Here is a 26,287-nt window from a genome sequence, read left to right as displayed (position 1 = left end):
CATGGCAAAGGGCAAGGTCGGCAAGACCGTCGAGGGGCTGGGGGACTACCTGCGGGAGCAGCGCACGTCCGCGCAGCTCTCCCTGCGGCAGCTCGCCGAGCTGGCCGGGGTCTCCAACCCCTACCTGAGCCAGATCGAGCGCGGCCTGCGCAAGCCCTCCGCCGAGGTGCTCCAGCAGATCGCGAAGGCGTTGCGGATCTCCGCCGAGCAGCTCTACCTGCGGGCCGGGATCCTCAGTCCGGAGGACGGGGCCGGCGGCTCGGTGGAGCTCGCGGTCCTCAACGACACCGGGCTGACCGAGCGGCAGAAGCAGTCACTGCTCGACGTCTACGCCTCGTTCCTCGCGCTCAATGCCGCCGCGCCGCGCGACGCGGGCGACGACAGCTAGCACCCCGACGGCCCGACATGGGGTCGGGCCGCACCCATCCGAAGGAGGCCGTCATGGCCAGGACCACGTCTGAGACCAAGCTCGACCTCAAGAACCTCGACCTGCGTGCGGGCGCGACCCGCACCCTCTACGCCGGTGCCGGCGTCGCGGACCTCGCGGTCTCGACCGTGCGGGGCTACGTCGCCCAGGTGCAGCAGAGCGTCACCGCGATCGACCTCGACCCGCAGGCGCTGCGCAAGCAGGCCGCCACGGCCGTCAGCACCCGCGTCGAGGAGCTCGGCAAGGACGCCCGCGAGCGCCGCAGCGCCGTCGAGGCCCGGGTCGCCGAGCTCCAGTCCGAGGCGCTCGCGCTGCCCGCCCGCCTCCAGGGGGTCGTCGACGACAACGTCGCGACCGTCGTCGATGCCTACGGCGAGCTCGCTCAGCGTGGCGAGGCGCTGCTGACCCGGATCCGGCGCCAGCAGTCCACCCAGGAGGCCGTGAGCGCGGCGAAGACCATGACCGCCAAGGCCAAGACGACCCGCACCCAGGGCGCGGCGGCGACGAAGTCGACGGCCAAGAAGGCGACCTCGACGGCGAAGAAGTCGGCGACGGCGACCCGCAAGACCGCCGCCACGAAGTCGAGCGCGCCGAAGAGCAGTGCGAAGGCGACCGTCACCGCCGCGAAGAAGACCGCGTCGGCGGTCGGCAACGCCGCGACCGACGCCGCCGCCAAGGTCGGCGACTGATCCTCACAGCCCTCACGCACCACCACGAGGCCCGCGGACCCCGGTCCGCGGGCCCCGTGCGCGTTCGGGCCCGTCGCGGGTCGACGCTGCTCTGTAGGCTGGAGGGGTGATGGACATCTTCGCGATCGAGGGCATGGTCGGCCTGCTGGTGCGGTTCGGCCTGCTGGTGGTGGCGATCTTCGCCTTCGTGATCAGCCTGATGCACCCCGCAGAGGAGTACACCGCCGCCGGCAAGTGGACCAAGCAGGGGTGGACGATCCTCCTCGGCCTCGGCGTGCTGTTCTCCTTCGTGCCGATCCTGCCGTTCTTCCTCAGCCTGGTCTTCGTGATCGCGGCCTTCGTCTTCCTCGCCGACGTGCGCCCGGCACTGCGCGGACTGCGCCGCCGCTGAGACGCGGCCGACACCCAAGGTGATCTGGTCCACCTTCTCGTCCTGAGCGCCTAGGCTGGGCGCTTACGGGGACGGGGATGTCCCATGCCTACAAACTTCAGGGTGGACATGACGATGACGGGTGAGTCCGAGCAGCGACCGTGGGGCGCGTGGTACGTGCTCGACGAGGGCGACGGCTTCAAGGTGAAGCGGATCGACGTCCAGCCGCACCAGCGGCTGTCCTACCAGACCCACGAGCACCGCGCCGAGCACTGGTTCATCGTGAGCGGCAAGGCCACCTGCGTGATCGACGGCGAGACCGTCATCGCCGGGCCGGGGCAGACCGTCGACGTGGCGATCGGCCAGGCGCACCGGATCACCAACGAGGAGGACGAGCTCCTCCAGATCGTCGAGATCCAGATGGGCCGCTACACCGGCGAGGACGACATCGTCCGTCTCGAGGACGACTACGGGCGTTCCCCGGAGTAGTCACACCACGCTACGTCGAAGCCCCCGTCCGGCACTGCCGGGCGGGGGCTTCGACGTTCAGGCCGGGCCGAGGTGCCGATCTTCGCTGGCCGGTTGACCGGCCTCAGCTGCATCGGTCGGACCGGCTAGGTGGACTCGGGTCACGCACCTACTCGCCGCGCCACTCGCGGATCTCGGCGACGAACCGCTCGTTGCTGAAGTGGCGAGCACGGACTCCGAGGTCTGAGTAGTCATCCGCCATCACCTTTTCGGCGTACTGGCGGACCTCAGTTGCATCGGAGAAGTCGACAGCGGCGCCACCATCCAACTTCTCCACGCTCTCCTTTGCGCCGCCTATGCGGTTCACCAGCGATGGAGTGCCGAGGGCAGCTGCTTCGACGGGCATGATCCCGAAGTCCTCGATTGGGGGGAACACGAAGAGGCTGGCGCTCTCCATGAGCGCGCGGAGCAGCTCGTCGGACGGCCTATGCACGAAGTGGATTGGAACGGATGCCTTCGATGCGACGTCCTCCAGGAATGCCTGGTCCTCGCCGCTGCCAGCAAGTACGACAGGGAGACCGAGGAGTTCGCCTACGCGGACGGCAAGGTCGAGTCGTTTGTACCGCACGAACCGTGACGCGCCGAGCACGAACCGATCGGGGAGGGCGGCCAACGTGCGTGTCTCTTCCCCTGTTACCTGCTCCGCCCATGGGCCGCTGCCTTGAATAGCGCTCACGTCTGCCGGCGGGTGGATCACTCGGGCTTCGCGACCCCACGCGGCCATGATGCGCTCGGCCACGAACTGCGAGTTCGCGGCGATCTCGGCCGTCTGGCTCGTCAGGCGGCGGTCCATTGAGCGCAGGGCTGCTCGTGCCGGTAGGAGCAGGGGCGAGTCCTTGCGGGCATCGAGCGAGGGTTCCCAGACGTACCGCGCGGGCGTGTGGACGTAGATGTGCGCCTTCGCGGGCGCCGTGGGGTTCGACGCGATCTGATGCGCGAAGGCGTGGGAGCTGACCAAGAGCGAGTCGTACTGGCTGAGATCCATGCGGCGCCACACGAGCGGCATGAACGGGAGAGCGAGGAACTTTCTTTGGCGCAGCGCTGGGCGCTTTGCCAACCAAGACTGCTGTACCCGACTGTCGGGGAACCGGGAGGGCTCGTCTTTCCAGAGGGCGGCGATGGGCTGATCTGGATACGCCGAGGCCATGACCTCGAGGACGTTCTCAGAACCACCATGTGTCGAGATCCACTCGTGCACCAGTAGGCCGGGCAAGATAATTCCTTCTGCAGTGTCGGACGAGGTGAGTCGAATTAGTAGGCGCCGCGGCTGCTGAAGACCGCGCTAACGGTGCGCGCCAGGATCGAGAGGTCCTGCACCATCGACCAGTTGTCGACGTAGTAGAGGTCGAGGCGGATGGCCTCCTCGGCGGTGAGGTCGTTGCGGCCCGAGACCTGCCACAGGCCCGTCATGCCGGGACGCACGTGCAGGCGCCGGCTCATCGCGTTGTCGTAGAGCGCGACCTCGCGGGCGACCTGCGGGCGCGGGCCGACCAGGCTCATGTCGCCCTTGAAGACGTTGAAGAGCTGGGGGAGCTCGTCGACCGAGAGACGGCGCATCCACTTGCCCGGCTTGGTGATCCGGGGGTCGTCCTTCATCTTGAAGAGAAGCGCGCTCTGCCCGACCTCTTGCTGGAGCTTCGCCACCATCGCCTCGGCGTTGACCACCATGGTGCGGAACTTGAAGCAGCCGAACTCGCTGCCGTCGCGGCCGATGCGGGTCTGGCGGAACAGCACGGGGCCCTTGTCGAAGAGCTTGATCTGCAGGGCGGCGATGGCGAAGATCGGGCTCAGCATCGCGATCAGGCACGCCGAGCCGATGACGTCGAAGGTGCGCTTCGCCCAGCGGGACGCGTCGCTCCAGGCCGGGGGGTCGATGTGCATGAGCGGCAGGCCTCCCACCGGGCGGACGTTGACCCGCTCGCTGGAGATGTCGGTGACGTGGGGCGCGACGACGACCTGCACATCGTGGTGCTCAAGGTCCCAGACCACCTGACGCATCTGGTTGGCGGAGCCGAGCGCCCCGCCGGCGAAGAAGATGACGTCGGCGCCGGACTCGAGCACCATCGACGTCGCCTCGTCGGAGTTGCCGAGCACGGGGACACCGAGTTCGGTCTCCTCGGACAGGTCGTAGGCCGGCGTCAGGCAGCCGACCACCTGGTAGCCGAGCCACGGCTCGCGGCGCAACACGTTGGCCACCTCGTCGACGTGGGACGGCGAGCCGGCGATCAGCACCCGGTGGCGCAGCGCGCCGCGGCGCCGGGCGCCGTGCAGCGCGCGCCGCAGCGCGAACCGGCCCAGGAGGAGGGCGGGGACGCCGAGGGCGAAGGCGAGCAGGAAGAACCCGCGGCTCAGGTCGAAGCGGGCCAGGTAGCAGCCGACCCCGAGGAGACCTCCGGTCGCGAGGGTGGCGTTGAGGACCCGCTTGTATTCGTCGGTCCCGGCGCCGAAGAGCGGCTTCTCGTAGCCGCCGGAGAGGGCGATCACCGCCACCCAGCCGATGACCATCACCGGGCCGACCACGGCCAGGCTCCCGGACACGTCGGCCGCGGTGTCGAAGATCCCCAGCCGCTCGCGGCCGAGAGCGGCCAGCGTGGTGACCGCCGCCACGATCACCAAGTCGATGGCCAGCGCGGTGGCCGGCAGGTAACGGAGCGCCCGGCTGGGCGAGGCGCTCACGACACGCGTCTTCTGCTGCTCGGACAAAACCGTCACTTAATGCTCCCGCTGGCGTTCCTCGAACGCCGTATCCCCGTTGGTGCCCCCGTCAGGCAAGTCCTCGGCCATTGTCACCGCTTTCACACGGGTACGCACAAATATCTCGTCAAGTGGGTGATGGATCACCTCAAGGTGGGAGATGTGCATGCCGATAGCGCCGACGTGGGCGCCGAGCGCTCAGCTGCCCTCCCAGGTGTCAAGGTCGGCGGCGACCAAGCGGGTGACGACGTCGTGGAACGTCGCGGTGGGGCACCAGCCGAGGGCCGCGCGGATCCGGGAGGAGTCGCCGACGAGGTCGGCGGCGTCGGTGGGGCGCACGAGCGCCTGGTCGACCTCGACGAACCGCTCCCAGTCGTCGATCCCGACGTGCGCGAACGCCACGGCCACCAGGTCGCGCACCGAGTGGCTCTCCCCCGTCGCCACGACGTAGTCGTCGGCGTGCCCGGCGCGCGCGCTGCGCACCATGGCGTCGACGTAGTCGGGGGCCCACCCCCAGTCGCGGCGGGCGGCCAGGTTGCCGAGCCGGAGCACGTCGGCGCGGCCCTGCGCGATCGCGGCGACGGTCGAGGTGATCTTGCGGGTCACGAACTGCACCGGGCGGCGCGGCGACTCATGGTTGTAGAGCACCAGGCCGGAGGCGTGCAGCCCGCGCTCGCGGTAGACCCCCACCAGGTGGTGGGCGTAGGCCTTGGCGGCGCCGTACGGGTTGACCGGGCGGATCGGCGTCGACTCGTCCTGGGGGGAACGGCACGGCGCGCCGAAGATCTCCGCGCTCGAGGCCTGGACGAACCGCACCGGGCGCCCGCTCGCCTCCTGGGCCAGCCACGCCGACTCCAGCAGCCCGGCGACCGCGAGTCCGTTCACCCGGGCCACCAGGTCCGGCTCGCTCCAGGATCGCGCCACCGAGCTGATCGCGGCGAGGTTGTAGAGCTCGTCGGGCACCAGGTCCCGCACCAGGGCGCGGGTGCGCGCGGTGTCGGCCACGTCGCAGGCGTGCAGGGTGACGCCGGGCCGCTCCGGGAGGGGTTCGTCGGGGTGCACCAGCGCGTGCACCTCCAGTCCCTCCGCGACCAAACGCTCGGCGAGGTAGCTGCCGTCCTGGCCGCCGACGCCGGTGATCAGCGCCCGCATCGCGGTCCGACCTGTCACTTCCACCCCTCGCGCGCGGCGGCGAGGTCGGCCTCCACCATCAGGGCGACCAGCTCGGGGAACGTGACGCTCGGCTTCCAGCCCAGCACCTCGTGGGCCTTGGCCGCGTCGCCGACCAGCGTGTCGACCTCGGCGGGGCGCATGAACCGCGGGTCCTGGCGCACGTAGGGCGTCCAGTCGGCGATACCGACGTGGGCGAAGGCGAGGTCGAGGAAGTCGCGGATCGAGTGGGTCTCCCCGGTCGCGATCACGTAGTCGTCGGCGACCTCCTGCTGGAGCATCAGCCACATCGCCTCGACGTAGTCGCCGGCGTAGCCCCAGTCGCGCTCGGCGTCGAGGTTGCCCATCACCAGCTCGTCCTGCATGCCGAGCTTGATCCGGGCCACCGCGCGGCTGATCTTGCGGGTGACGAACTCGGGGCCGCGGCGCGGGGACTCGTGGTTGAACAGGATCCCCGAGCTGGCGTGCATGCCGTAGGACTCGCGGTAGTTGATGGTCATGTAGTGCCCGAACACCTTGCTCACGCCGTACGGCGAGCGGGGCCACAGCAGGGTGCGCTCGTGCTGCGGGGTCTCCTGGACCTTGCCGAACATCTCCGAGCTCGAGGCCTGGTAGAAGCGGATGTGCGCCGGGTCGTCCCCGGTGTGCAGCCGCACCGCCTCGAGCATGTTGAGCACGCCCTTGGCGGTCACGTCGGTGGTCAGCTGCGCGTTCTCCCACGAGTAGGCCACGAACGACACCGCGCCGAGGTTGTAGACCTCGTCGGGCGCGGAGTCGCGCAGCGCGCGCAGCAGGCTCGAGGTGTCGGTGAGGTCGCCGTGGTGCAGGCGCACGTCCGGCAGCAGGCTCTCCACCAGCTCGCGCTTCGGGTTGTTCTGGCCGCGGATGACACCGTGGACGTCGTACCCCTTCGCGAGCAGCAGCTCGGCGAGGTAGAGGCCGTCCTGGCCGGTGATCCCGGTGATGAGCGCGGTGGGCATGGGCGGATCATGCCAGTTGGCGCGGACCTGCTCGGACGCTGTGCTCAGGCGGCGTGGAAGCGGCTGCGGCACTGGCACGCCCAGCCGTGGTCGGTCGGCTCCCCGCACGGCACCCGGGGCGGGCGGGCCCCCGGCAGCAGCCCGCGCAGTCGGTCGCCCGCCCCCAGCCGGTGTCGTACGTCGTGCCCGCAGCGTGTGCAGCGGTCTTGTCCCCCCATGTGGCCCTCCCGTGGCTCGCGCACAGGATGTGCCAGCCGGGACGGGCGTCGAGGGTTCTTGTCGAACCGACGCGGGATCTACCTCAATTGGGGTAGGCGTCGCCCGCCGCCTGGCGGGCCTCCCAGGCGCTGGCGACCATCGCCCGCAGGTCGTGGCGCATCACCCAGTCGAGGTCGCGCGCGGCGAGCTCGCCGGTCGCGACGATCCGGGCCGGGTCGCCGGGGCGGCGCGGCTGCACCTCGGGGGTGAAGTCGATGCCGGTGACGTCGCGGATCGCGTCCATGATCTCGCGCACCGACGCCCCGTGGCCGCTGCCCAGGTTGTAGACCCGCTCGACGGGCTCGCCGGCAGCGAGGCGGCGCGCGGCCGCGACGTGGGAGGTCGCCAGGTCCTGCACGTGCACGTAGTCGCGCACGCAGGTGCCGTCGGGGGTCGCGTAGTCGTCGCCGAAGATCTTCGGCGTGCGGCCGTGGAACAGCGCCTCGAAGACCAGCGGGAACAGGTTGTGGGGGCTGGTGTCGAAGAGCTCCGGGGAGCCCGAGCCGACCACGTTGAAGTAGCGCAGCGAGGTGTGGCGCAGTCCGTAGGCCCGCTCGGCGTCGCGCAGGATCCACTCGCCGATCAGCTTGGACTCGCCGTACGGCGACTCCGGGGCGGTCGGGGTCTGCTCGGTCACCAGGTCGACGTCGGGGGTGCCGAACGTCGCGGCGGAGGAGGAGAACACCATCTGCTCGACCCCGGCGGCCTCCATCGCCTGGAGCAGGTGCACCGTGCCGGTGACGTTCTGCTCGTAGGTGTGCAGCGGGCGGGTGACCGAGACACCGGCGTACTTGAAGCCGGCCAGGTGCACGACGCCCTCGACCTTGTGCTCGCGCAGGAAGGCGGTCACCGCCTCGGTGTCGAGGATCGAGGCGCGCAGGAACGGCACGTCGTCGGGGACGAACGAGGCCACCCCCGAGGACAGGTCGTCCACGACCACCGGCGCGATGCCGGCCTCGCGGAAGGCGCGCACGACGTGCGAGCCGATGTAGCCCGCACCCCCAGTGACCAGCCAGCTCATGTGTGTTCGTCCTCTCGATCGCGGACCGGTCACGATAGCGGCCGGATCGGGCGCCGCCCCGTCCGCCACCCCGCCCGCCACGTCGCTACCCTCGCCGGGTGAGCTGGTCCGCGCGCAACACCCACCGTTGGGACGAGTGGACGCTCCCCGCGCTGCTCGCCGCCAAGGGCGAGCAGCGGGTCAGCCTGGTCGTGCCGGCGCGCAACGAGGAGAAGACGGTGGGCGAGGTCGTCGCCCGGGTGCGCGACGCGCTGGTCGCCCCGCTCGGCGACACCGGCGCGCTCGTCGACGAGATCGTGGTCATCGACTCCGACTCCACCGACCACACCTTCGCCGTGGCCGCCGACGCCGGCGCGGCCGTGCACCGGGCCGCGGAGATCCGTCCCGACCTCGGCACCCGGCCCGGCAAGGGCGAGGCGATGTGGAAGTCGCTGTTCGTCACCACCGGCGACGTCCTCGTGTTCATGGACGCCGACCTGCTCGACTGGGACACCCACTTCGTGCCCGGCCTGCTCGGCCCGCTGCTCACCCGTCCGGAGGTGCAGCTGGTCAAGGGCTTCTACGCCCGCCCCGGCCTCGACGAGGCGACCGGCGCGTCCACGCCGTACGCCGGGGGCCGGGTGACCGAGCTCGTCGCCCGCCCGCTGATCGCGCTGCTGTTCCCGCCACTGGCCGGGCTGGTGCAGCCGCTGGCGGGGGAGTGGGCGGTGCGCCGCGACCACTTCGCCTCGCTGTCGGTGCCGACCGGCTATGCCGTCGAGCTGGCCGCGCTCATCGACACCTGGCGTACCCACGACCTCGACGCGATCGCCCAGGTCGACCTCGGCACCCGCTCGCACTCCCACCAGGGTCTGCACGACCTCGGTGCGATGGCCACCCAGATCCTCACCGCCGGCTGGGCCCGCTCCTCGCACAGCCACCACGCGGCGACGATCCCGCTCACCCAGTTCCTGCCCGGGGCGGTGCCGGCCGTGCGCGAGGTGCCGGTGACCGAGCGACCGCCCGCCGCCCCGCTGCTGGAGGCCCCGTGACCCTGCGACTACGACGCCACGACTTCACCGACGACGCCACCTTGATGATGGCGATCGTCAACCGCACCCCCGACTCCTTCTACGACCGCGGCGCCACCTGGGCCGAGGACAAGGCGTTCGAGCGGGTCGCGACGGTCGTCGCCCAAGGTGCCGAGATCGTCGACATCGGCGGCATCAAGGCCGCCCCCGGCGTGGAGATCGACGCCGCCGAGGAGCGCTCGCGCGTCGTCGACTTCGTGGCCCGGGTGCGCGAGGCCTACCCGTCGCTGGTCATCTCGGTGGACACCTGGCGCGCCTCGGTCGGCGACGCCGTCTGTGCCGCCGGCGCCGACGTGCTCAACGACGCCTGGGGTGGCGCGGACCCCGAGCTGGTCGACGTGGCCGCCCAGCACGGCGCGGCGATCATCTGCACCCACACCGGCGGCGCCCGCCCCCGCACCCGCCCGTTCCGGGTGGAGTACGACGACGTGGTGCGCGCCGCGATCGACGACACCTGCGCCTACGCCGAGCGCGCGCTGGCCGCCGGGGTGGCGCGGGAGTCGATCGTGATCGACCCCGCCCACGACTTCGGCAAGAACACCCGCCACTCCCTCGAGCTCACCCACCGGCTCGGCGAGATGGTCGCGACCGGCTGGCCGGTGCTGGTCTCGCTGTCCAACAAGGACTTCGTCGGCGAGACCCTCGACCTGCCGGTCGGCGAGCGGCTGGTCGGCACCCTCGCCGCGACCGCCGTCTGCGCCCTCGCCGGCGCCCGGATCTACCGCGTCCACGAGGTCGTGGAGACCCGGCAGACCGTCGACATGGTCTCCTCGATCGCCGGGCGCCGCCCGCCGGCGCGCGCCATCCGGGGGCTGGCATGACCACCCGGATCGTGCTGGTGCCCGGCACCCTCGCGCTGCTGCCCGAGCACGCCTCGCTCATCGACCCGGTGCCCGAGCTGCGCGCCGCCTGCCTGGCCGCGGTGGCCTGGCTGGGCGTGCCCGACGAGGTGCTGGCCGACGACCAGGGCCGGCGGGTCGCCGACGCGCTCCTCGCCGCCGCCGGGGTCACCGAGCGGGCCCCGGACGCCGACCGGACGGTGCTGGTCGTCGGCAACGGCAGCGCCACCCGCAGCGAGAAGGCCCCCGGCCACCTCGACGAGCGCGCGCTCGCCTTCGACGTGGCCCTCGGGGCCGCGCTGCTCCGCGGGGACCTGGGCGGACTGGACCTCTCCCTGGCCGACGAGCTCTGGGCGCGCCTGGGCGGGATCCCTGCGCTCGCCGGACTGCTCGAGCCGGGCGCCGAGGTCAGCGTCGACCACGACGCCGCGCCGTACGGCGTGCAGTGGTGGGTGATGAGGTGGACGTGCGGGTCCTGATCGGCGACCCGGACGCGTCGCTGGAGGAGCACTACGCCCCGCCGCGGCTGCCCTGGCTGCGCGCCAACATGGTGAGCAGCCTCGACGGCGCGGCCACCGGCGCCGACGGGCGCAGCGGCAGCATCAACAACGCCGCCGACAAGCTGGTCTTCGACCTGCTGCGCGACACCTGCGACGCGGTGCTGGTCGGCGCCGGCACCGCCCGCGCCGAGGGGTACGGCCCTGCCGCGGCACCGGTCGTGGTGGTCAGCCGCAGCGGCTCGGTGCCGCCGACCCTGCGCACAGCCGGGCCGGGGCGGGTGCTGCTGGCCACCGGCGCAGGGGCTCCCGGGCTGGACCAGGCGACGGCCCTGCTGGGGGCCGAGCAGGTGCTCGTCTGCGGGGACGACGAGGTGGATCTGGCCGCGGTGGTCGACGTCCTCCACGCCCGCGGGCTGCGCCACCTGCTCTGCGAGGGCGGCCCGCGCCTGCTGACGGACCTGCTGGCCGCAGGCCTGGTCGACGAGCTGGCCGCGACGTACGTCCCGCTGCTGGTGGGCGGGGCCGGCCCCCGGATCACCCAGGGCGCGCACGTGGGGCTGAGCGCGGTGCCGCGGCTGCTGCTCGAGCAGGACGGCACGCTGCTCGGGCGCTGGTGGCTGCGAGGCCCCGGCGACGACGCCCCGGCACCACGCCTCAAAAGTTAATCCCGGGTAACTAAGTGTTCCCCGGTATTAACGCTTGGTGTGATCTGCGTCAAATCGCGGGACGGATGTGCATCACATCCAAAAGGTGTGCTTAGGTCTGTAGTACGGACCTATTAGGCACACGCCCTCCAGTGCCATGAAAACCGGGGAGAACACATGAAGAAGCTCATCGCAGGCCTGTTCGCGGCCATCCTGACCACCGCCGGCCTGGTTGCGGTTTCCTCCGCTCCGGCTCAGGCCGCCAACTGCAAGCCTGGCACCTACGACTGCGTCAAGGTGAAGGTCCAGGCGAAGAAGCCGAAGGGGCCTGTCCGGGTCAACAAGCCGGTCAAGGTGAAGGTGCCGGTCAGCACCGTTGGCAACATCCAGGCCAAGGGCACGCTCAAGGTCACGATCACCGGACCCAAGGGCTTCAAGAAGACCATCACCGTCAAGGTCACCAAGTCCAAGGACTTCAACGTCAACCTTGGCAAGCTCAAGCGCGCCGGCACGTACACGGTGCGCGTGAGCTTCAAGGGTGCCAAGGGCTTCAGCAACGCCCAGGGCAAGACCAAGATCAACGTCAAGGCCAAGAAGAAGAACAAGAAGTAGTCCTCAGACTTCTCAGCAGGACCCCGCGGCGACGCCGCGGGGTCCTGCTGCATTTCGGGACCGGTGCGGAGGGGGCGCGAATGATGCATAGGGTGGCGGCCATGCGTTCTCGTCGGGCCTGGCTGTGGCCCCTGCTGACCGTGTTCCTGCTCATCGGGGCCTGGGGGGCGTGGAGCGCGTGGCAGGCCTGGCAGGTCTACGGCGACCTCGACGTCGCGGTCGAGAAGGTCGACGAGATCGAGGTGGCCGTCGAGGCCGGTGACTCCGCGCGCCTGGAGTCCGCCCTCGACGACCTGCGCGCGGCGGGCGACTCCGCGCGCGACCGCACCGACGGCTTCGGCTGGACGGCGCTGACCTGGCTCCCGGTCGTCGGCGACGACGCCAGCGGCGTCCGCGCCGTCGCGGAGGTCGTGAGCGACCTCGGCGCCGACGGGGTCGAGCCGATGGTCAGGGCCTCCGACGGCCTCGACCAGCTGGCCCCGCGCGACGCCCGCGTCGACGTGGCGGCGCTCCTCGAGCTGCGTGACCCGGTCAAGCGGGCCTCCGCGGCCCTGTCCGCCGCATCGGCGCGGCTCGCGGAGGAGGACCCCTCGGGCTACGTCGACCGGTTCAAGGTCAAGTACCGCGAGCTCGCGGCGGTCGTCCGCGACGCCGACCACGCGCTGTCCTCGGTCGACACCGCGCTCGAGGTGCTGCCGACGATGCTGGGTGCCGACGGTCCCCGCAACCACCTGCTGGTCTTCCAGAACAACGCCGAGATCCGCGCGACTGGCGGACTTCCCGGCGCGGTCACCCTGGCCACCGCCCGGGACGGCAGCATCGAGCTGGTCCGCCAGGTGGCGGCGAACTCGTTCCGCCAGCTGGACCGGCCGGTGCTGCCGCTGACGCCGGCCGAGCAGCAGCTCTACGGCCCGCTGCTCGGCACCTTCATGCTCAACGCGACCTCGACCCCCGACTTCCCGCGCGCCGCGGAGCTGATCAAGGCCCGCTGGGAGCGCGAGCAGCCCGAGACGATCGACAGCATCGTGTCCCTCGACCCGGTCGCGCTGTCCTACGTGCTCGAGGCGACCGGCCCGGTCACCGTGCGCGACGTCGAGCTCACGGCCGACAATGTGGTCGACGAGCTGCTGCACGAGGTCTACCTGCGCTACGAGGACCCCGCCGAGCAGGACGAGTTCTTCCGCGAGGTCGCGCGCACGACGTTCGACCTGATCTCCTCGGGCCGCGGCGACGTCCGCGCGCTGATGAGCGGCCTGGCCCGGGGCGCCGACGAGGGGCGGATCTACGTCCACTCCTTCGCCGAGGACGAGCAGCAGGCGCTGGCGGGCAGTGACGTGGCCGGGGAGTTCGTCACCGATGCCGCCGCCGACCCGCAGGTCACGGTCACCCTCAACGACCTGACGATGAGCAAGATGTCCTACTTCCTCGACTACGACGTGAGCGTCACCGCCACCCACTGCGGCGGCGGGCGCCAGGCCTACACCGGGCACATGCGGGTCTCCTCGAGCGCGCCGGACGACGCGGCGTCGCTGCCGGCGTACATCACCGGAGCGGGGTCGTCGCCCGCCGACCCCGGCACGCAGTTCCTGATGGTCCGGCTCTACTCGCCGGCCGGCGGCGAGGTCTCCGGCGTCAAGCTCGACGCGATGTCGATCGACGACGCGGCGATCGACCAGGACGGGCGCAGGATCGCCGAGCTCCAGCTGGCCCTCGAGCCCGGCCAGGAGAGCAACATCCGCTGGACGATGAAGTCGGGCGCCGACCAGACCGGGGACACCGAGATCCAGGTGACCCCGGGCGTGCAGTCCGGCGCGAAGTCGTCGGTGGCGCGCAGCGCCTGCTGAGTCGCGGCGAACCTCGGGGTTTGCGGCGCCGCTGAGCGGTCATAGTGAGGCTCCCACCGAAACCACGTCCGGGGTCGGTAGCCGTGGGAGGTACTGCGATGACCGACGACGCCACGATGATCGAGGTGGAGACCGACGAGGCCTCCGACTCCTGGGGGTTCGTCGGGGTGGTGCGCCTGGGGGGCATCGAGGCGTACCGGACCGTCCGCCGCTATCCCTCGCCGAGCGTCGCGCGCGCCGCCGTCATGCAGCTGCTCGTGGGCAGCCTGGGCATCCTGCTCGCCGGTCAGGAGTGGCGGGCTGCGGCCGACGAGTTCGGTCATCCGCCGCTGCGCGTCGAGCTCGGGTTCGGGCTCGGCCTGGACCGGCAGCCGCGCGGGGACGAGCCGTCAGCGGGCGACGTGGTCGGTGTCGTCCACGACCCGTGAGCCCGCGCGCAGCCACCAGGCGGCGTTGTGGCGGACCAACTCGGGGTGGGTCTCGTCGGCGACGATGTCGCGCAGGCGGGGGTCGCCGGCCAGCCCCAGGCCCTGAAGGGCGGCGTTGGCGCCGGCGAGGTCGCCGCGCAGCGCACGCTCGGTGTGGGGCTCCGGGAGCTTCTCCCCGGCCGCGCCCAGCAGGATCATCCCGACCTCGCGGTGCTGGGGGTTCTCGTGGTCGACCCAGCCACGCGCCGCGCGCGGGATCGACCCGAGGCGGGAGCCCGAGAGTCGGGCGCGGGCCCGCAGCACGACGCCCGGGTCGTGGTGGTGGGTGGCGATCTCGGCGATCTGCTCGTGCAGCGGCACCGTGATCGTCGGCAGCCCCGAGAGCAGCGCGAAGGTCGCATACGCGCGCACGTCGTACGGGCCGAACGCCGCGTCGAACAGCAGCCGGGCGAGCATCGGCTGATAGGCGATCCCGACCTCGCGGCAGACCCGTCGGGCACGCTCGACGCACTCCTGCCAGACCCCGCTCTCGGGCTCCGAGGCCGAGCGCAGCGTCTCGATCCCGAGCGGCGCCGGCGGATGCGGGGGCTGCCAGTCGCCCAGCCGCCGGCGGTCCTCCGGCGGGATCAGCCGCATCAGGTGGGAGAGGCACTCCCAGTGCGGGGTGCCCGGCTCGGTGCTCTCGTACGCCGCGGCGATGAGGTCCACCAGTGGCACCCAGAAGTCCGGGTCGGGGCTGATCAGCGCCATCTTCTCCAGCGCGATCGTCGCGCTGACGAAGAGCTGCATGCGCGGCACGTGCAGCTGCTGGGCCAGCCAGAGGGCGGCCTCGGGGCTCGCATCCTCGGCGAGCACGCTCAGGACGCCGGTGACCATCTGGGCGTGCGGGTCGCTGACGATCTCCTGCACCGCCTCGAGGACCACCGGCCCGTAGCCGCTGCGGCGCAGCAGCGCGAGCGCCTCGTGCCGGATCGGGTAGGCGCGCCCCTGGGACCGGCCCAGCTCGCGCGCCAGCCGGCCGACCAGGGGCACCGCGAGGCGGTGGGGGAGGCCCAGCGCGAACGGCTGCGACATCGCGCGGGCCCAGGTCAGCCACTCGCTGCCGTCGGGCTCCCCGTCGAGCACCAGGTCGGTGAGCGCGGAGAGCCCCGCGGCGGTGTCGACGACCTGTCCGGGGTCCCGGTCGACCGGTCCGTTGCCGAAGTGGCGGCACATGACGTCGGTCGGTGCGCGCAGCGCCCCGGCGGGCAGCCCGAGCGCCCGCTCATAGGCGTCGACGACCACGCCGCGCCGGGCCTGGCCGGTCTCGATGCGGTGCAGCGCGGTCACGTTGGTCTCCACGACCGCCGCCATGTCCTCGAGCCGGTCGAAGCGGCCCTCGCCGGCGACCAGGCGCGCCATCCGCAGCATCCAGCCGATCCGCATCCCGGTGTCGATCGTGGGCCCGAGGAGCGGCGTCTTGTCCACGAGGACGGTGAGCGGCGCGGCCATGCGGAGCGGTCGATTCCCCCTGAGTTGTGGCGACATACGTCGCACGATGTCGCCGGCGGTGGTCCGCGCGTCCCGAATGGCCGAGATTTTACGTAGCACGCGCCGCCTGGTTCCTTTCATCCCCCCAAAGGGTGGCTCCTGGGCAGTCCGTCGCGGTCGGCCGACGGGCGCCGGAGCCGGGCGGAGTCGGCCCGGTACGCTCGCCGACGTGAGCGACGAGCTGCTGATCGAGCGGGGCGACGGCGTCGTCACCGTCACCTTCCACCGGCCCGAGCGCCGCAACGCCTTCACCCGGGCGATGTACGCCGAGCTGCGCGAGCTGTGCGCGCAGCTGCAGGACGCCGACGACGTACGCGCGCTGGTGCTGCGCGGCGCCGGCGGCAAGGCGTTCGCGGCCGGCAACGAGATCAGCGACTTCCTCGACACCGACGCGGTGGCCTACGAGAACTGGATCCGCGAGCTCCTCGAGGCCCTGCACGCGCTCCCGCAGGTCACGATCGCGGCCGTGGACGGCGTCTGCGTGGGCGGCGGGCTCGCGGTCGCCACCCACTGCGACCTGCGGATCGCGACCCCGGCGTCCCGCTTCGGCTACCCGATCGCCCGCACCTTGGGCAACGCGCTGTCCGCCTCGGTGGTCTACCGCTGTGCTGCGGTCTTCGGGGAGTCCCTGACCCGCGAGATGCTGCTGACCTCGCGGCTGCTCGCCGCCGACCGTGCGTACGCCGTGGGCGCGCTGCTCGCGGTGACCGACGACCTCGACGCCGAGGTGGACACGGTCCTCGACGGGCTCCGGGCCGCCTCCGGGGTGACCCTGCGCGCCACCAAGGCCCAGCTGCTCGCCCGCGCCCGGGTCGCCGAGGCGTCCCCGCGCGAGGACGACGTGCTGCTGCGCGAGGTCTACACCGGGCCGGACTTCGCCGAGGGCGTGCGCGCGTTCCTCGCCAAGGAGAAGCCGGCCTTCCGATGAGCGACGCCTCCCGCGCCCGCGCCCTGCTGGCCACCCTCGAGCGTGGCTGGGACCACCTGCGCGACCGGCGCCGCGGCGAGGAGACCCCCGCGCACTTCCGGATCGTGGCCTACATCGGCCACGGCAGCGCCGGCCGGGTGATCCTGCGCGGGCGGGTGCTCGACAACCCCGCCCCGGCCGAGACCATCGAGGGCGAGGCGGTGTGGGCCGCCGTACGCCGCACCGCCGCGGGGTTCCTCACCCGCGAGCTGCCCGGCGTGCCGCTGCGGCTGCGGATCGGCGCCGCGGAGACCGCCACCGCGACCGACCGCGACGGCTACTTCGAGGCCGAGCTCGAGGCCAGTGACCTGGTCGCCCCCTGGACCGACGCGCGGGTGTCGCTCGCCGCGCCGTACCGCGGCATCGAGGCGGCGGGCGCCGTCATGCAGGTGCGGGTGGCCGGGCCGCAGGTGCGCCTCGGGATCATCTCCGACGTCGACGACACGATCCTGCAGACCGGGGTGCAGCGCACCTGGTCGATGGTGCGCCAGACCCTCACCGGCTCCGCGCTGACCCGCACGCCGTTCGCGGGCGCCGCCGAGCTCTACCGGGCGCTGGAGGGACCGGGCAACCCGTTCTTCTACGTCTCCTCGAGCCCGTGGAACCTCCACGACTTCCTGCTCGACTTCCTCGACCACCGCGGCTTCCCGGCCGGGCCGCTGCTGCTGCGCGACCTCGTCGGCGACGGGCGCATCGGCTCGCGCGGGCACAAGCTGGCCCGGATCGAGGAGGTGCTGCGCCTGCACCCGCGGCTGCGCTTCGTGCTCGTGGGCGACTCCGGTGAGCACGACCCGGAGATCTACGCCGAGGTGGTGCGCCGCCACCCCGGGCGGATCGCGGCCGTCTACATCCGAGAGGTGCGCATGGACCCCGAGGACGGGCGTGTCGAGCAGGTGACCGACGGCTGGGCGCACGACGTGCCGTTCGTGGTCGCCGCCGACTCCGCGGCGGTCGCCCACCACGCCGCCGGGCTCGGGCTGCTCGACGCCTCCGAGGTGCGCGCGGTCGAGGCCGCGGTGCGCGGCGGCGGCTGAGGACTCCGGCTCGACTACGGGCGCGCCAGCGAGGCGTGCGCGGCGATCAGCGAGGGGCCGTACCAGGTGAGCAGCCGGCCGCTGACCAGCTCGGTCGGCAGCGCCAGCGCCTCGGGGCCGTCCTCGGCGGTGAAGAGGTAGGGCTCGTCGGGCAGCAGCACCACGTCGGCCCCGCAGGCGTCGAGCTCGCCCGGCTCGACGCGCGGGTAGCGGTCGGGGTGCCCCTCGAAGACGTTGGCCAGGCCCAGGCGGCGGGCCAGGTCGCCGGTGAAGGTGCGCGAGCCGACCACCATCCACGGGTCGCGCCAGATCGCGATCGCCACGCGGCGGGACACCTCCGGCGGCGGACCGGCCCACAGATCGCGGGCCTCCTCGAGCCAGTCCGGGCGCGGCCAGCCGAGCACGTCGTCGAAGAGCTCGTCGTACGCCGTGAACGCCGCGGGCACGCTCTCGATCTCGCTGACCCAGACGTCGACGCCGGCGTCGCGCAGCCGGCGTACGTCGAGCTCGCGGTTCTCCTCCTTGTTGGCCACCACCACGTCGGGGGCCAGCGCGAGGATCGCGGCGAGGTCGGGGTTCTTGGTGCCGCGGACCCGGGCGACGTCGAGGTCGGCGGGGTGGGTGCACCAGTCGGTCGCCCCCACCAACGACTCGGGCCGCGTCGCCGCCAGTGCCTCGGTGATCGAGGGCACCAGCGAGACGACGCGGCCCGCAGTCACGTCCGGCTCGTGTCCGGGTGGTGTCAGCGCAGGCCGATGACGCCGGAGAGCTCCGGCTTCCAGGACAGGGCGTCGGTCTCGGCGATGCGGGCGTCGATCTTCTCGGCGACCTCGGCCGGCCACGGGGCGGTCTTGCGGGTGGCCATGTCGATGCGCAGGAAGACCTCCTCCTGCTGGTAGGCGACGCGCTGGTTGGTCTCGTCGACCAGGTAGATCACCGCGTGCACGGCGCGCTCGGAGCGGCCCAGCAGGCGCACGCGCACGGTGATGTTGTCGCCGGTGTGCAGCTCGGTGAAGTAGGTCAGGTGGTGCTCGGCGGAGAACACCGCCAGCTGGGTGTGGCGCCAGTCGGTCGCCACGCCGACCTCGACGAGCGACTCGTCGAGGCCCTCGCTCGCGATCCCGATGTAGTGGCGGATGTTGAGGTGGCCGTTGATGTCCTCGAAGGCCACGGGGATCCGCTGGGCGGCATAGGCGGTCAGGCTGGTGATCTCGTCATAGGACGGCACAGTGGTCACGAGGGGTCAGGGTACCGACGTGTCTGCCGGGGGAGTGGGGAGGGTCCCGATCCGGGCCCCCGTCGAGTAGTCCGACACACAGGGGTCGTGAATCGGGCGATCGACGACCCCTGTGTGTCGGACTATCGGCCCGGGGCCCCGGCGTACGACCCGGGAGCCCCGGCTCACACGTTGCGCCGGTACTGCCCGCCCACCTCGAAGAACGCCTCGGTCACCTGGCCCAGGGTGCACACCCGGGCGGCGTCCATGAGTACGGCGAACACGTTGTCGCCGGTGACGGCGGCCTCCTTGAGGCGGGCCAGCGCGGCGTCGGCCTCCTCGCGGTGTGCGGCCTGGAACTCCTGCACCCGGCGCAGCTGGGACTCCTTCTCCGCGGAGGTCGCGCGGGCCAGCTCGACATGCACCGGGGTGCCGCCGTCGGCGTCGGGCTTGCGGAAGGTGTTGACGCCGATGATCGGCAGCGAGCCGTCGTGCTTGCGGTGCTCGTAGAGCATCGACTCGTCCTGGATCCGACCGCGCTGGTAGCCGGTCTCCATCGCGCCGAGTACGCCGCCGCGCTCGTTGATCCGGTCGAACTCCGCGAGCACCGCGGCCTCCACCAGGTCGGTGAGCTCGTCGATGATGAAGGAGCCCTGGAGCGGGTTCTCGTTCATCGCCAGGCCCCACTCGCGGTTGATGATCATCTGGATCGCCAGTGCGCGGCGTACCGAGTCCTCGGTGGGGGTGGTGACCGCCTCGTCGTAGGCGTTGGTGTGCAGGCTGTTGGCGTTGTCGTAGATCGCGATCAGCGCCTGGAGCGTGGTGCGGATGTCGTTGAAGTCCATCTCCTGGGCGTGCAGGGAGCGCCCGGACGTCTGCACGTGGTACTTCAGCTTCTGCGAGCGCTCGCCGGCGCCGTACCTCTCCTTCATCGCGACCGCCCAGATGCGGCGCGCGACCCGGCCGATCACGGAGTACTCCGGGTCCATGCCGTTGGAGAAGAAGAAGGAGAGGTTGGGCGCGAAGTCGTCGATGTCCATGCCACGCGCGAGGTAGGCCTCGACGTAGGTGAAGCCGTTGGCGAGGGTGAAGGCGAGCTGGCTGATGGGGTTCGCCCCGGCCTCGGCGATGTGGTAGCCGGAGATCGACACCGAGTAGAAGTTGCGGACCTCCTGCTCGATGAACCACTCCTGGATGTCGGCCATCATCCGCAGCGAGAACTCGGTGGAGAACAGGCAGGTGTTCTGGCCCTGGTCCTCCTTGAGGATGTCGGCCTGCACGGTGCCGCGGACGGTCTGCAGCGCGGTCGCCGCATCGATGCCGGCCTCGGCGGCCTGGTCGAGGACGGTGTTGAGGAAGAACGCCAGCACCGTCGGCGCCGGGCCGTTGATGGTCATGGAGACGCTGGTGGTCGGCGCGAGCAGGTCGAAGCCGGCGTAGAGGTCCTTCATGTCCTGCAGCGTGGCCACCGAGACCCCGGAGGTGCCGACCTTGCCGTAGATGTCGGGGCGCTCGTCGGGGTCGCGGCCGTAGAGCGTCACCGAGTCGAACGCCGTGGACAGCCGAGTCGCGGGCTGGCCCTCGGAGAGGATCTTGAAGCGCCGGTTGGTGCGCGCCGGGTCGCCCTCGCCGGCGAACATCCGGGCCGGGTCCTCGTTGTCGCGCTTGAACGGGAAGACGCCGGCGGTGAACGGGAAGAACCCGGGCAGGTTCTCCCGGCGCCAGAACCGCACCAGCTCGCCGTGGTCGCGGTACGCCGGCAGCGCGACGCGCGGGATCTTGTTGCCGCTCAGCGACTCCTTGGTCAGTCGGGTGGTGAGCTCCTTGTCGCGGACCCTCACCACCTGCTCGTCGCCGGAGTACGCCGCCACGACGTCCGGCCACGCGGCGATCTGGTCGGCCACCTCGTGCGGGAGCTGCTTGCGGGCGTCGTCCAACAGGGCGGGTACGCCGCCCTGGGCGTCGTCGGCCAGCTCGGCGGCCACCAGCTCGAGGCGTTGGAGGCGGCTGGCCGCCGCGGCGTACTCCTCGGTGCGGGCGTGGTAGTCGCGCACGGTCTCGGTGATCTCGGCGAGGTAGCGCACCCGCTCGGGCGGCACCACCTGGCGGATGCCGGAGGAGTGGCGCACGTCGACGCGCGGCAGGGTGCCCTCGGTGACCGCGAGGCCGGCGGCGGCGAGCAGCTCGCGCAGGTGCTGGTAGAGCGCGGTGACGCCGTCGTCGTTGAAGGTGGCCGCGCTGGTGCCGAAGACCGGCATCTGGTCCGGGGACTTGTCGAAGGCCTCGCGGTTGCGCATCACCTGGCGGGCCACGTCGCGCAGCGCGTCGTGGGCGCCGCGGCGCTCGAACTTGTTGATCGCCACGACGTTGGCGAAGTCGAGCATGTCGATCTTCTCCAGCTGCGAGGCGGCGCCGAACTCGGGCGTCATGACATACATCGCCAGGTCCACGAACGGCACGATCGCGGCGTCGCCCTGGCCGATGCCGGGGGTCTCCACGATGACCAGGTCGAAGCCGGCCGCCTTCATCACGTCGATGACGTCGGGCAGGTGCTCGGGCACCTCGTGGGCGCCGCGGGTGGCGAGGCTGCGGAAGAAGATCCGGTCCCCATCCAGGGAGTTCGCGCGGATCCGGTCGCCGAGCAGCGCGCCGCCGCCCCTGCGCCGGGTCGGGTCGACGGCGATCACCGCGATCCGCAGCTTGTCCTCCTGGTCGACGCGGAAGCGGCGCACGATCTCGTCGGTGAGGCTGGACTTGCCCGAGCCGCCGGTGCCGGTGATGCCGACGACGGGTACGACGCGGGCCCGGGCGGCCGCGCGGATCTGCTCGAGGTCGGCCTCGGGGAGCCGGCCGAGCTCGGCGCCGGTGATCGCCCGGGCGATCGCGAACCGGTCGCCGGTCTGCACCTCGGCCGCGGTGACCGGGCGGGTCTCCCACAGATCGATGTCGCAGTCGGCGACGACCGAGCCGATCATCCCGACCAGGCCCATCCGCTGGCCGTCCTCGGGGGAGAAGATGGTGACCCCGGACTCGCGCAGCCGCGCGATCTCGTCGGCCACGATCACCCCGCCGCCCCCGCCGACGACTCGGACGTGCTCGGCGCCGCGCTCGCGCAGGGACTGCACGAGGTATTCGAAGTACTCCACGTGGCCGCCCTGGTACGACGACACCGCGACCCCCTGGGCGTCCTCCTCCAGGGCGGCGTCCACGACCTCCTGCACCGACCGGTTGTGGCCCAGGTGGATCACCTCGCAGCCCTGGCTCTGCAGGATCCGCCGCATGATGTTGATCGAGGCGTCGTGGCCGTCGAACAGGGCGCTCGCCGTGACGAGGCGGACCGGGTTGCGCGGCGGCTGGTGCTGTTCGGCCATCAGGGGATCCTCGCTCGGGGTTTGTTGGACGTCCTAGGAATCGATGCTAGGACATCCAACCAAGTGGGGGGAAGGGGTGCGCTCGGCCCCGATCCCGGTGGCTGGGATGTGACGTGGGACGCGGGGGACTACCCGCCGACCTCGTCGCCCAGCTCCGCGCGCAGCGCGCCGAGCAGGTCGGTGAGGCGGGCGACGTCGGGGCCGGGGAGGCCGGGCGCCTCGAAGACGTCGGCGTTGAGGCCGGCGGTGGCCCGCTCGACCACCTCGCGCCCGGCGTCGGTGATGGAGGCGAGGACCACGCGGCGGTCGCCCTCGCGGCGCAGGCGCTCGACGTACCCCTGCTTGACCAGCCGTTCCACCGCGCTGGTGACGCTGGTGGGGTGCACCTGGAGCAGCGAGCCGAGGCGGGTCATCGGCATCGCGCCGTGCTGCACGAACGACAGCAGCCGCAACACCTCATAGCGCGCGAAGGTCAGGCCCAGCGGGCGCAGCACGCCCTCGATGCGCTCCATCAGCAGCTGCTGGACCCGTACCACCGAGGTCACCATCGCCATCCCGTCGGCGGCGGCCTCCCAGCCGTGGCGGCGCCACTGCGCGTGGGCCTCGCGGATGGGATCGCGCTCGGGGGTCACGGCGACAGGCTACGGCCTCGAAGTTGGACGTCCTAGGATCCGGGCCATGAGCCAAGAGAAGATCGTCCTCGTCGACGGCGCCCGCACCCCGGTGGGCAGCTTCGGCGGGGTGTTCAAGGACGTCCCTGCCCACGAGCTCGGCGCCACCGCGGCCCGGGCCGCGCTCGAGCGGTCGGGGGTGGCCCCCGAGGACGTGCGCGAGGTGGTCATGGGCTGCATCGGCCAGGTCGGCCCGGACGCCTACAACGCGCGCCGCGTCGCCGTCGCCGCCGGCCTGCCGACCAACGTCCCGGCGTACACCGTCAACCGGCTGTGCGGCTCCGGCCTCCAGGCGATCTGGTCGGCCGCGATGGAGATGCGCTGGAACGACCTCGACATCACCCTCGCCGGCGGCGACGAGTCGATGACGCGGATGCCGTTCTACGACTTCGGCGCGCGCAACGGCTACCGCCTCGGCGACCGCTCGCTGGTCGACGGCACCGTGATGATGCTGACCGACCCGTTCCACGGCATCCACATGGGCGTGACCGCGGAGAACGTCGCGAGCAAGTACGGCGTCTCGCGGCTCGAGCAGGACGAGTTCGCGCTGGAGTCCCAGCGCCGCGCGGCCACCGCCGAGGCGAAGGCGGCCTTCGCCGAGGAGATCGCGCCGGTCGAGGTCGGCGGGCGTCGCCCGTTCACGGTCTCCGAGGACCAGCACCCCAAGCCCGACACCACCCTGGAGACGCTGGCCGGGCTGCGCGCGGCGTTCACCAAGGACGGCACCGTCACCGCCGGCAACGCCTCCGGCATCAACGACGGCGGCGCGGCGGTCGTGCTCGCCACCGAGACCGCGGCCCGCGAGCGCGGCCTGACCCCGCTGGTCTCCCTGGAGGCGGTCACCACCGCCGCGATGGAGCCCGAGCTCATGGGCTACGCGCCCGTGCTGGCGCTGCAGGCGCTGTTCGAGAAGACCGGGCTCAGCCCCGCCGACATCGACACCATCGAGCTCAACGAGGCCTTCGCCTCCCAGGCGGTCGCGGTGATCCGCGACGCCAAGCTCGACCCCGCCAAGGTCAACCCGTACGGCGGCGCGATCGCGCTCGGCCACCCCGTCGGCGCGACCGGCGCGATCCTGTCGGTGCGCGTGGCCAAGGACCTGGTGCGCCGCGACCTCGAGACCGGCATCGTCACCATGTGCATCGGTGGCGGCCAGGCGCTCGCCGCGCTGTTCCGGAGGATCTGATGGGCACCGTCAGCTACGCCGTCGCCGACGGGGTCGCCGAGATCCGGCTGGACCGGCCCGAGGCCTCCAACGCCGTCGACCTGCCCACCGCGCACGCGCTGGCCTCGGCGGTCGCGCGGGCGGGTGCCGACCCGGAGGTGGGCGCGGTGCTGGTCACCGGGGCCGGCAAGCGGTTCTGCGCCGGCGGCGACGTGGCCACGATGGTGGCCGCCTCCGACCGCGCGGCGTACCTCCTCGAGCTGGCCGACGCCCTCGACGGGGCGCTGCAGGCGCTGGCCGCGCTGGACAAGCCGGTCATCGGGGCGGTGCAGGGCGCGGTCGCCGGTGCCGGGATCGGCGTGATGCTGAGCTGCGACGTGGTCGTGGCCGAGGCGGCGACCAAGGTCGTCTTCGCCTACCCGGGCGTCGGGCTCACCCCCGACTGCGGGGTCTCCTGGCTGCTGCCCCGCGCGGTCGGCCAGCAGCGCGCCCTCGAGCTCGCGCTCACCGGCCGGGTGCTGTCGGGCACCGAGGCGCGCGAGTGGGGGATGGTGACCGAGGTCGTGGAGGCCGACGCCGCCGCCCGCGCCCGCGAGCTCGCCGTCGGCATCGCCGCCGGCCCCGCCCACGCCCTCGGCCAGGCCCGCCGGCTGATCCGCGGCTCCTGGGCCCAGACCCGCGCCGAGACCGGCGCCGAGGAGTCCCGCACCATCGCGGCCGCGGTCACCACGCCGTACGCCGAGGGTGCGCTGGCGGGGTTCGGCAAGAAGTAGGGCTGCCCGGGGCGGGCGCCGCGGCTCCCGCCCCGAGCCGATAGTCCGCCACATGAGGGTCGTCGAACGCGGTTTTCACGACCCTCATGTGGCGGACTATCCGGATCGCCGCCGGACTCGATGGAACATCCCCGGCCCGTCGGAGGTTGAGGACCACCATGCGCGGTGACGACTCCCGCCGGGTGGCGTTGCTGCTCGGCCTCCTCTTCGGCCTGGCCGGCATGGGGTCGTCCTCCGCGTCGGTGGCGGTACCGCTGCTCGGCCCGGACCTCGGGGTCGGCACCGGCGTGGCCACCTGGACGATCACCGTCTATGCGCTGACCCTCGCGGTGACGACCGCGGTCTACGGACGGGTCTCGGACCTGGTCGGGGTGCGGATCCCGCTGCTCGTCGGTATCGGTCTGATGACCGCCGGCGCGCTGCTGGCCGCCGCCGCGCCCAGCTTCGAGCTGCTGGTGGTCGCCCGCGCCTTCCAGGGCGCCGGTGCCGCGGCGATCCCGACGCTCGGCGTGGCCGCGGTGAGCGCGCGGTACGACGGCCCGATCCGCGGCCTCGCGCTCGGCCGGCTGGCCGGGATGGCCGGCGCGGTCAGCTGCCTCGGCCCGCTCGCCGGCGGCCTGGTCGAGCACGCCTTCGGCTGGCGCGCGGTGATGGCGCTGCCGGTGCTGGGCGTGCTGGTGCTGCCGTTCCTGTGGCGCGCGCTGGCCGGCGGCGGCAGCGGGGCCAGCCTCGACATCCTCGGCGCGGTGCTGGTCGCCGGCACCGCCTCCGGGCTGGTGCTGATGGTGCAGTCGCCCTCCACCGGCTGGCTGATCGCGGTGGTCGGCCTGGTCCTGCTGGCGCTCGGCGCCCCCGCGGTCGCGCTGCAGGTGCGGCGCCGACCGCACGGGTTCCTGCCGCTCTCGGTGGTGCGCAACGGCTCCGTCGTACGCAGCGCGCTGGCGGCGGCCGCCGTACCCGCCGCGTGGTTCGCGCAGCTGGTCGGCGTCCCCGCGCTGCTGATCGCGGAGGGCTGGACGGCCTGGCAGGTCGGGCTGCTGCTGGTGCCGAGCGCGCTGATCTCGCTGATGGCGCCCAAGCTGGTCGGGCCGGTGCTCAACCGGATCGGCCCGCCGCGCGCGCTGGCGATCGCCGGGGTCGGGGCGAGCGCCGCGCTGGTGCTCGGCGCGCTCGGCGCCGGCGGCGCGTCCGGGGTGCTGCTCGGGCTCTCGATCGCGGCGGTGACGGTGGCGTTCAGCTTCGGCCAGCCGGCGTTGATGGCGGCGGTCGGCGCCGCGGTGGACCCGGCGGTGCGTGGCGTCGCGCTCGGCGTGGCCACCCTGTTCTTCCTGGTCGGCGGCTCGGTCGGCTCCGCGGTGGTCGGCGGCCTCGGCGACGTGATCGGGATCGGCGCCAGCTTCGCGCTGCTCGCGGTGCTCCCGCTGCTCGGGGTGGCGCTGCTGGCCCCCGACCTGCGGCGTACGCCTGCGCGCGCCTCCGTCTGAGG

26 protein-coding genes are annotated in these 26,287 nt (G+C 72.2%); 16 read left to right on the top strand and 10 right to left on the bottom strand.

Annotation, left to right across the window (positions count from 1 at the left end; all coding sequences use genetic code 11):
* Position 1 precedes the first annotated feature (1 nt).
* From HBO46_RS18270 to HBO46_RS18255, 4 genes are all read left to right on the top strand, one after another.
* Positions 2 to 388, top strand: a complete 387-nt coding sequence (locus HBO46_RS18270; RefSeq protein WP_166134252.1) for a helix-turn-helix domain-containing protein — start codon at positions 2 to 4, stop codon at positions 386 to 388.
* Positions 389 to 441: 53 nt separating this feature from the next.
* The gene (locus tag HBO46_RS18265) at positions 442 to 1,116 is read left to right on the top strand and encodes a hypothetical protein (protein ID WP_166134250.1); all 675 of its coding nucleotides are present in this window, start codon (positions 442 to 444) and stop codon (positions 1,114 to 1,116) included.
* A 109-nt stretch (positions 1,117 to 1,225) separates the two neighbouring features.
* The gene (locus HBO46_RS18260) at positions 1,226 to 1,507 is read left to right on the top strand and encodes a DUF2516 family protein (RefSeq protein ID WP_224769517.1); all 282 of its coding nucleotides are present in this window, start codon (positions 1,226 to 1,228) and stop codon (positions 1,505 to 1,507) included.
* 108 nt (positions 1,508 to 1,615) lie between these two features.
* Entirely contained in the window at positions 1,616 to 1,975 is a 360-nt protein-coding gene (locus HBO46_RS18255; RefSeq protein WP_224769229.1) for a phosphomannose isomerase type II C-terminal cupin domain, read from the top strand.
* Between the two features lie 148 nt (positions 1,976 to 2,123).
* Here the strand turns inward: HBO46_RS18255 and HBO46_RS18250 are convergent, their stop codons facing one another.
* From HBO46_RS18250 to galE, 5 genes are all read right to left on the bottom strand, one after another.
* The gene (locus HBO46_RS18250; protein ID WP_191480171.1) at positions 2,124 to 3,227 is read right to left on the bottom strand and encodes a glycosyltransferase; all 1,104 of its coding nucleotides are present in this window, start codon (positions 3,225 to 3,227) and stop codon (positions 2,124 to 2,126) included.
* 38 nt (positions 3,228 to 3,265) lie between these two features.
* Positions 3,266 to 4,690, bottom strand: a complete 1,425-nt coding sequence (locus HBO46_RS18245) for a sugar transferase (RefSeq protein WP_166134244.1) — start codon at positions 4,688 to 4,690, stop codon at positions 3,266 to 3,268.
* Positions 4,691 to 4,906: 216 nt separating this feature from the next.
* Positions 4,907 to 5,878, bottom strand: a complete 972-nt coding sequence (locus HBO46_RS18240; protein WP_224769228.1) for a GDP-mannose 4,6-dehydratase — start codon at positions 5,876 to 5,878, stop codon at positions 4,907 to 4,909.
* A complete protein-coding gene (gmd, locus tag HBO46_RS18235) occupies positions 5,875 to 6,858 on the bottom strand; it encodes a GDP-mannose 4,6-dehydratase (RefSeq protein ID WP_166134242.1) in 984 nt (327 codons plus the stop codon). Before gmd ends, HBO46_RS18240 begins: the two co-directional genes overlap by 4 nt.
* A 301-nt stretch (positions 6,859 to 7,159) precedes the next feature.
* Positions 7,160 to 8,137 (bottom strand): UDP-glucose 4-epimerase GalE, encoded by a 978-nt coding sequence (gene galE, locus HBO46_RS18230; RefSeq protein ID WP_166134240.1) that lies wholly within the window; start codon positions 8,135 to 8,137, stop codon positions 7,160 to 7,162.
* Between the two features lie 98 nt (positions 8,138 to 8,235).
* On the opposite strand from galE, the gene HBO46_RS18225 reads away from it, so the two are divergent.
* From HBO46_RS18225 to HBO46_RS18195, 7 genes are all read left to right on the top strand, one after another.
* Complete coding sequence (locus HBO46_RS18225) at positions 8,236 to 9,168, top strand: glucosyl-3-phosphoglycerate synthase (RefSeq protein WP_166134238.1); 933 nt, start codon at positions 8,236 to 8,238, stop codon at positions 9,166 to 9,168.
* On the top strand, positions 9,165 to 10,028 hold the full coding sequence (gene folP, locus HBO46_RS18220) for a dihydropteroate synthase (RefSeq protein WP_224769227.1): 864 nt from the start codon (positions 9,165 to 9,167) through the stop codon (positions 10,026 to 10,028). The genes HBO46_RS18225 and folP overlap by 4 nt, the downstream gene beginning before the upstream one ends.
* The gene (locus HBO46_RS18215) at positions 10,025 to 10,525 is read left to right on the top strand and encodes a class III extradiol ring-cleavage dioxygenase family protein (protein ID WP_166134235.1); all 501 of its coding nucleotides are present in this window, start codon (positions 10,025 to 10,027) and stop codon (positions 10,523 to 10,525) included. The genes folP and HBO46_RS18215 overlap by 4 nt, the downstream gene beginning before the upstream one ends.
* On the top strand, positions 10,513 to 11,211 hold the full coding sequence (locus HBO46_RS18210; protein WP_166134233.1) for a dihydrofolate reductase family protein: 699 nt from the start codon (positions 10,513 to 10,515) through the stop codon (positions 11,209 to 11,211). The genes HBO46_RS18215 and HBO46_RS18210 overlap by 13 nt, the downstream gene beginning before the upstream one ends.
* Positions 11,212 to 11,367: 156 nt before the next feature.
* Positions 11,368 to 11,802: a hypothetical protein gene (locus tag HBO46_RS18205; protein WP_166134231.1), complete on the top strand. Its 435-nt coding sequence runs from the start codon at positions 11,368 to 11,370 to the stop codon at positions 11,800 to 11,802.
* Positions 11,803 to 11,903: 101 nt separating this feature from the next.
* A complete protein-coding gene (locus HBO46_RS18200) occupies positions 11,904 to 13,646 on the top strand; it encodes a DUF4012 domain-containing protein (protein WP_166134229.1) in 1,743 nt (580 codons plus the stop codon).
* 98 nt (positions 13,647 to 13,744) lie between these two features.
* The gene (locus HBO46_RS18195; RefSeq protein WP_166134227.1) at positions 13,745 to 14,074 is read left to right on the top strand and encodes a hypothetical protein; all 330 of its coding nucleotides are present in this window, start codon (positions 13,745 to 13,747) and stop codon (positions 14,072 to 14,074) included.
* Here the strand turns inward: HBO46_RS18195 and HBO46_RS18190 are convergent.
* On the bottom strand, positions 14,036 to 15,565 hold the full coding sequence (locus HBO46_RS18190) for a hypothetical protein (protein ID WP_166134225.1): 1,530 nt from the start codon (positions 15,563 to 15,565) through the stop codon (positions 14,036 to 14,038). The two genes, HBO46_RS18195 and HBO46_RS18190, sit on opposite strands and share 39 nt — an antisense overlap.
* Positions 15,566 to 15,773: 208 nt before the next feature.
* Between HBO46_RS18190 and HBO46_RS18185 the strand changes: the two genes are divergently transcribed.
* Positions 15,774 to 16,532, top strand: coding sequence for an enoyl-CoA hydratase-related protein (locus HBO46_RS18185; protein ID WP_166134223.1), 759 nt, complete (start codon positions 15,774 to 15,776; stop codon positions 16,530 to 16,532).
* A complete protein-coding gene (locus tag HBO46_RS18180; protein ID WP_166134221.1) occupies positions 16,529 to 17,605 on the top strand; it encodes an App1 family protein in 1,077 nt (358 codons plus the stop codon). Before HBO46_RS18185 ends, HBO46_RS18180 begins: the two co-directional genes overlap by 4 nt.
* A gap of 14 nt (positions 17,606 to 17,619) precedes the next feature.
* Here HBO46_RS18180 and HBO46_RS18175 read toward each other — a convergent pair whose 3' ends face one another.
* From HBO46_RS18175 to HBO46_RS18160, 4 genes are all read right to left on the bottom strand, one after another.
* The gene (locus HBO46_RS18175) at positions 17,620 to 18,324 is read right to left on the bottom strand and encodes a helical backbone metal receptor (RefSeq protein ID WP_224769226.1); all 705 of its coding nucleotides are present in this window, start codon (positions 18,322 to 18,324) and stop codon (positions 17,620 to 17,622) included.
* Between the two features lie 23 nt (positions 18,325 to 18,347).
* On the bottom strand, positions 18,348 to 18,842 hold the full coding sequence (locus HBO46_RS18170) for a thioesterase family protein (protein ID WP_166134219.1): 495 nt from the start codon (positions 18,840 to 18,842) through the stop codon (positions 18,348 to 18,350).
* 164 nt (positions 18,843 to 19,006) lie between these two features.
* Complete coding sequence (gene icmF, locus HBO46_RS18165; protein ID WP_166134217.1) at positions 19,007 to 22,192, bottom strand: fused isobutyryl-CoA mutase/GTPase IcmF; 3,186 nt, start codon at positions 22,190 to 22,192, stop codon at positions 19,007 to 19,009.
* A gap of 128 nt (positions 22,193 to 22,320) precedes the next feature.
* Complete coding sequence (locus tag HBO46_RS18160) at positions 22,321 to 22,824, bottom strand: MarR family winged helix-turn-helix transcriptional regulator (RefSeq protein ID WP_224769225.1); 504 nt, start codon at positions 22,822 to 22,824, stop codon at positions 22,321 to 22,323.
* A 46-nt stretch (positions 22,825 to 22,870) separates the two neighbouring features.
* On the opposite strand from HBO46_RS18160, the gene HBO46_RS18155 reads away from it, so the two are divergent.
* The 3 genes from HBO46_RS18155 to HBO46_RS18145 all read left to right on the top strand — a co-directional run bounded on the left by HBO46_RS18155 (position 22,871) and on the right by HBO46_RS18145 (position 26,285).
* Positions 22,871 to 24,049 (top strand): thiolase family protein, encoded by a 1,179-nt coding sequence (locus HBO46_RS18155; RefSeq protein ID WP_166134215.1) that lies wholly within the window; start codon positions 22,871 to 22,873, stop codon positions 24,047 to 24,049.
* Positions 24,049 to 24,801, top strand: coding sequence for an enoyl-CoA hydratase/isomerase family protein (locus tag HBO46_RS18150; protein ID WP_166134213.1), 753 nt, complete (start codon positions 24,049 to 24,051; stop codon positions 24,799 to 24,801). The genes HBO46_RS18155 and HBO46_RS18150 overlap by 1 nt, the downstream gene beginning before the upstream one ends.
* A 158-nt stretch (positions 24,802 to 24,959) precedes the next feature.
* The gene (locus tag HBO46_RS18145) at positions 24,960 to 26,285 is read left to right on the top strand and encodes an MFS transporter (RefSeq protein WP_166134211.1); all 1,326 of its coding nucleotides are present in this window, start codon (positions 24,960 to 24,962) and stop codon (positions 26,283 to 26,285) included.
* The last annotated feature ends 2 nt before the right edge of the window (positions 26,286 to 26,287 follow it).

It is taken from the genome of Nocardioides ochotonae, from assembly GCF_011420305.2.
Taxonomy (GTDB): Bacteria; Actinomycetota; Actinomycetes; order Propionibacteriales; family Nocardioidaceae; genus Nocardioides; species Nocardioides ochotonae.
The sequence above is the reverse complement of the archived record's forward strand: the minus strand, read 5'-3'. Positions and strand labels throughout refer to the sequence as shown.

Coding starts and splice junctions, on each gene's coding strand:
- galE (WP_166134240.1), bottom strand. CDS start 8,137: ATGAGCTGGCTGGTCACTGGGGGTGCGGGCTACATCGGCTCGCACGTC.
- HBO46_RS18205 (WP_166134231.1), top strand. CDS start 11,368: ATGAAGAAGCTCATCGCAGGCCTGTTCGCGGCCATCCTGACCACCGCC.
- HBO46_RS18215 (WP_166134235.1), top strand. CDS start 10,025: ATGACCACCCGGATCGTGCTGGTGCCCGGCACCCTCGCGCTGCTGCCC.
- HBO46_RS18150 (WP_166134213.1), top strand. CDS start 24,049: ATGGGCACCGTCAGCTACGCCGTCGCCGACGGGGTCGCCGAGATCCGG.
- HBO46_RS18270 (WP_166134252.1), top strand. CDS start 2: ATGGCAAAGGGCAAGGTCGGCAAGACCGTCGAGGGGCTGGGGGACTAC.
- HBO46_RS18255 (WP_224769229.1), top strand. CDS start 1,616: ATGACGATGACGGGTGAGTCCGAGCAGCGACCGTGGGGCGCGTGGTAC.
- HBO46_RS18155 (WP_166134215.1), top strand. CDS start 22,871: ATGAGCCAAGAGAAGATCGTCCTCGTCGACGGCGCCCGCACCCCGGTG.
- HBO46_RS18180 (WP_166134221.1), top strand. CDS start 16,529: ATGAGCGACGCCTCCCGCGCCCGCGCCCTGCTGGCCACCCTCGAGCGT.
- HBO46_RS18265 (WP_166134250.1), top strand. CDS start 442: ATGGCCAGGACCACGTCTGAGACCAAGCTCGACCTCAAGAACCTCGAC.
- HBO46_RS18195 (WP_166134227.1), top strand. CDS start 13,745: ATGACCGACGACGCCACGATGATCGAGGTGGAGACCGACGAGGCCTCC.
- HBO46_RS18200 (WP_166134229.1), top strand. CDS start 11,904: ATGCGTTCTCGTCGGGCCTGGCTGTGGCCCCTGCTGACCGTGTTCCTG.
- HBO46_RS18190 (WP_166134225.1), bottom strand. CDS start 15,565: ATGGCCGCGCCGCTCACCGTCCTCGTGGACAAGACGCCGCTCCTCGGG.
- HBO46_RS18145 (WP_166134211.1), top strand. CDS start 24,960: ATGCGCGGTGACGACTCCCGCCGGGTGGCGTTGCTGCTCGGCCTCCTC.
- HBO46_RS18260 (WP_224769517.1), top strand. CDS start 1,226: ATGGACATCTTCGCGATCGAGGGCATGGTCGGCCTGCTGGTGCGGTTC.
- icmF (WP_166134217.1), bottom strand. CDS start 22,192: ATGGCCGAACAGCACCAGCCGCCGCGCAACCCGGTCCGCCTCGTCACG.
- gmd (WP_166134242.1), bottom strand. CDS start 6,858: ATGCCCACCGCGCTCATCACCGGGATCACCGGCCAGGACGGCCTCTAC.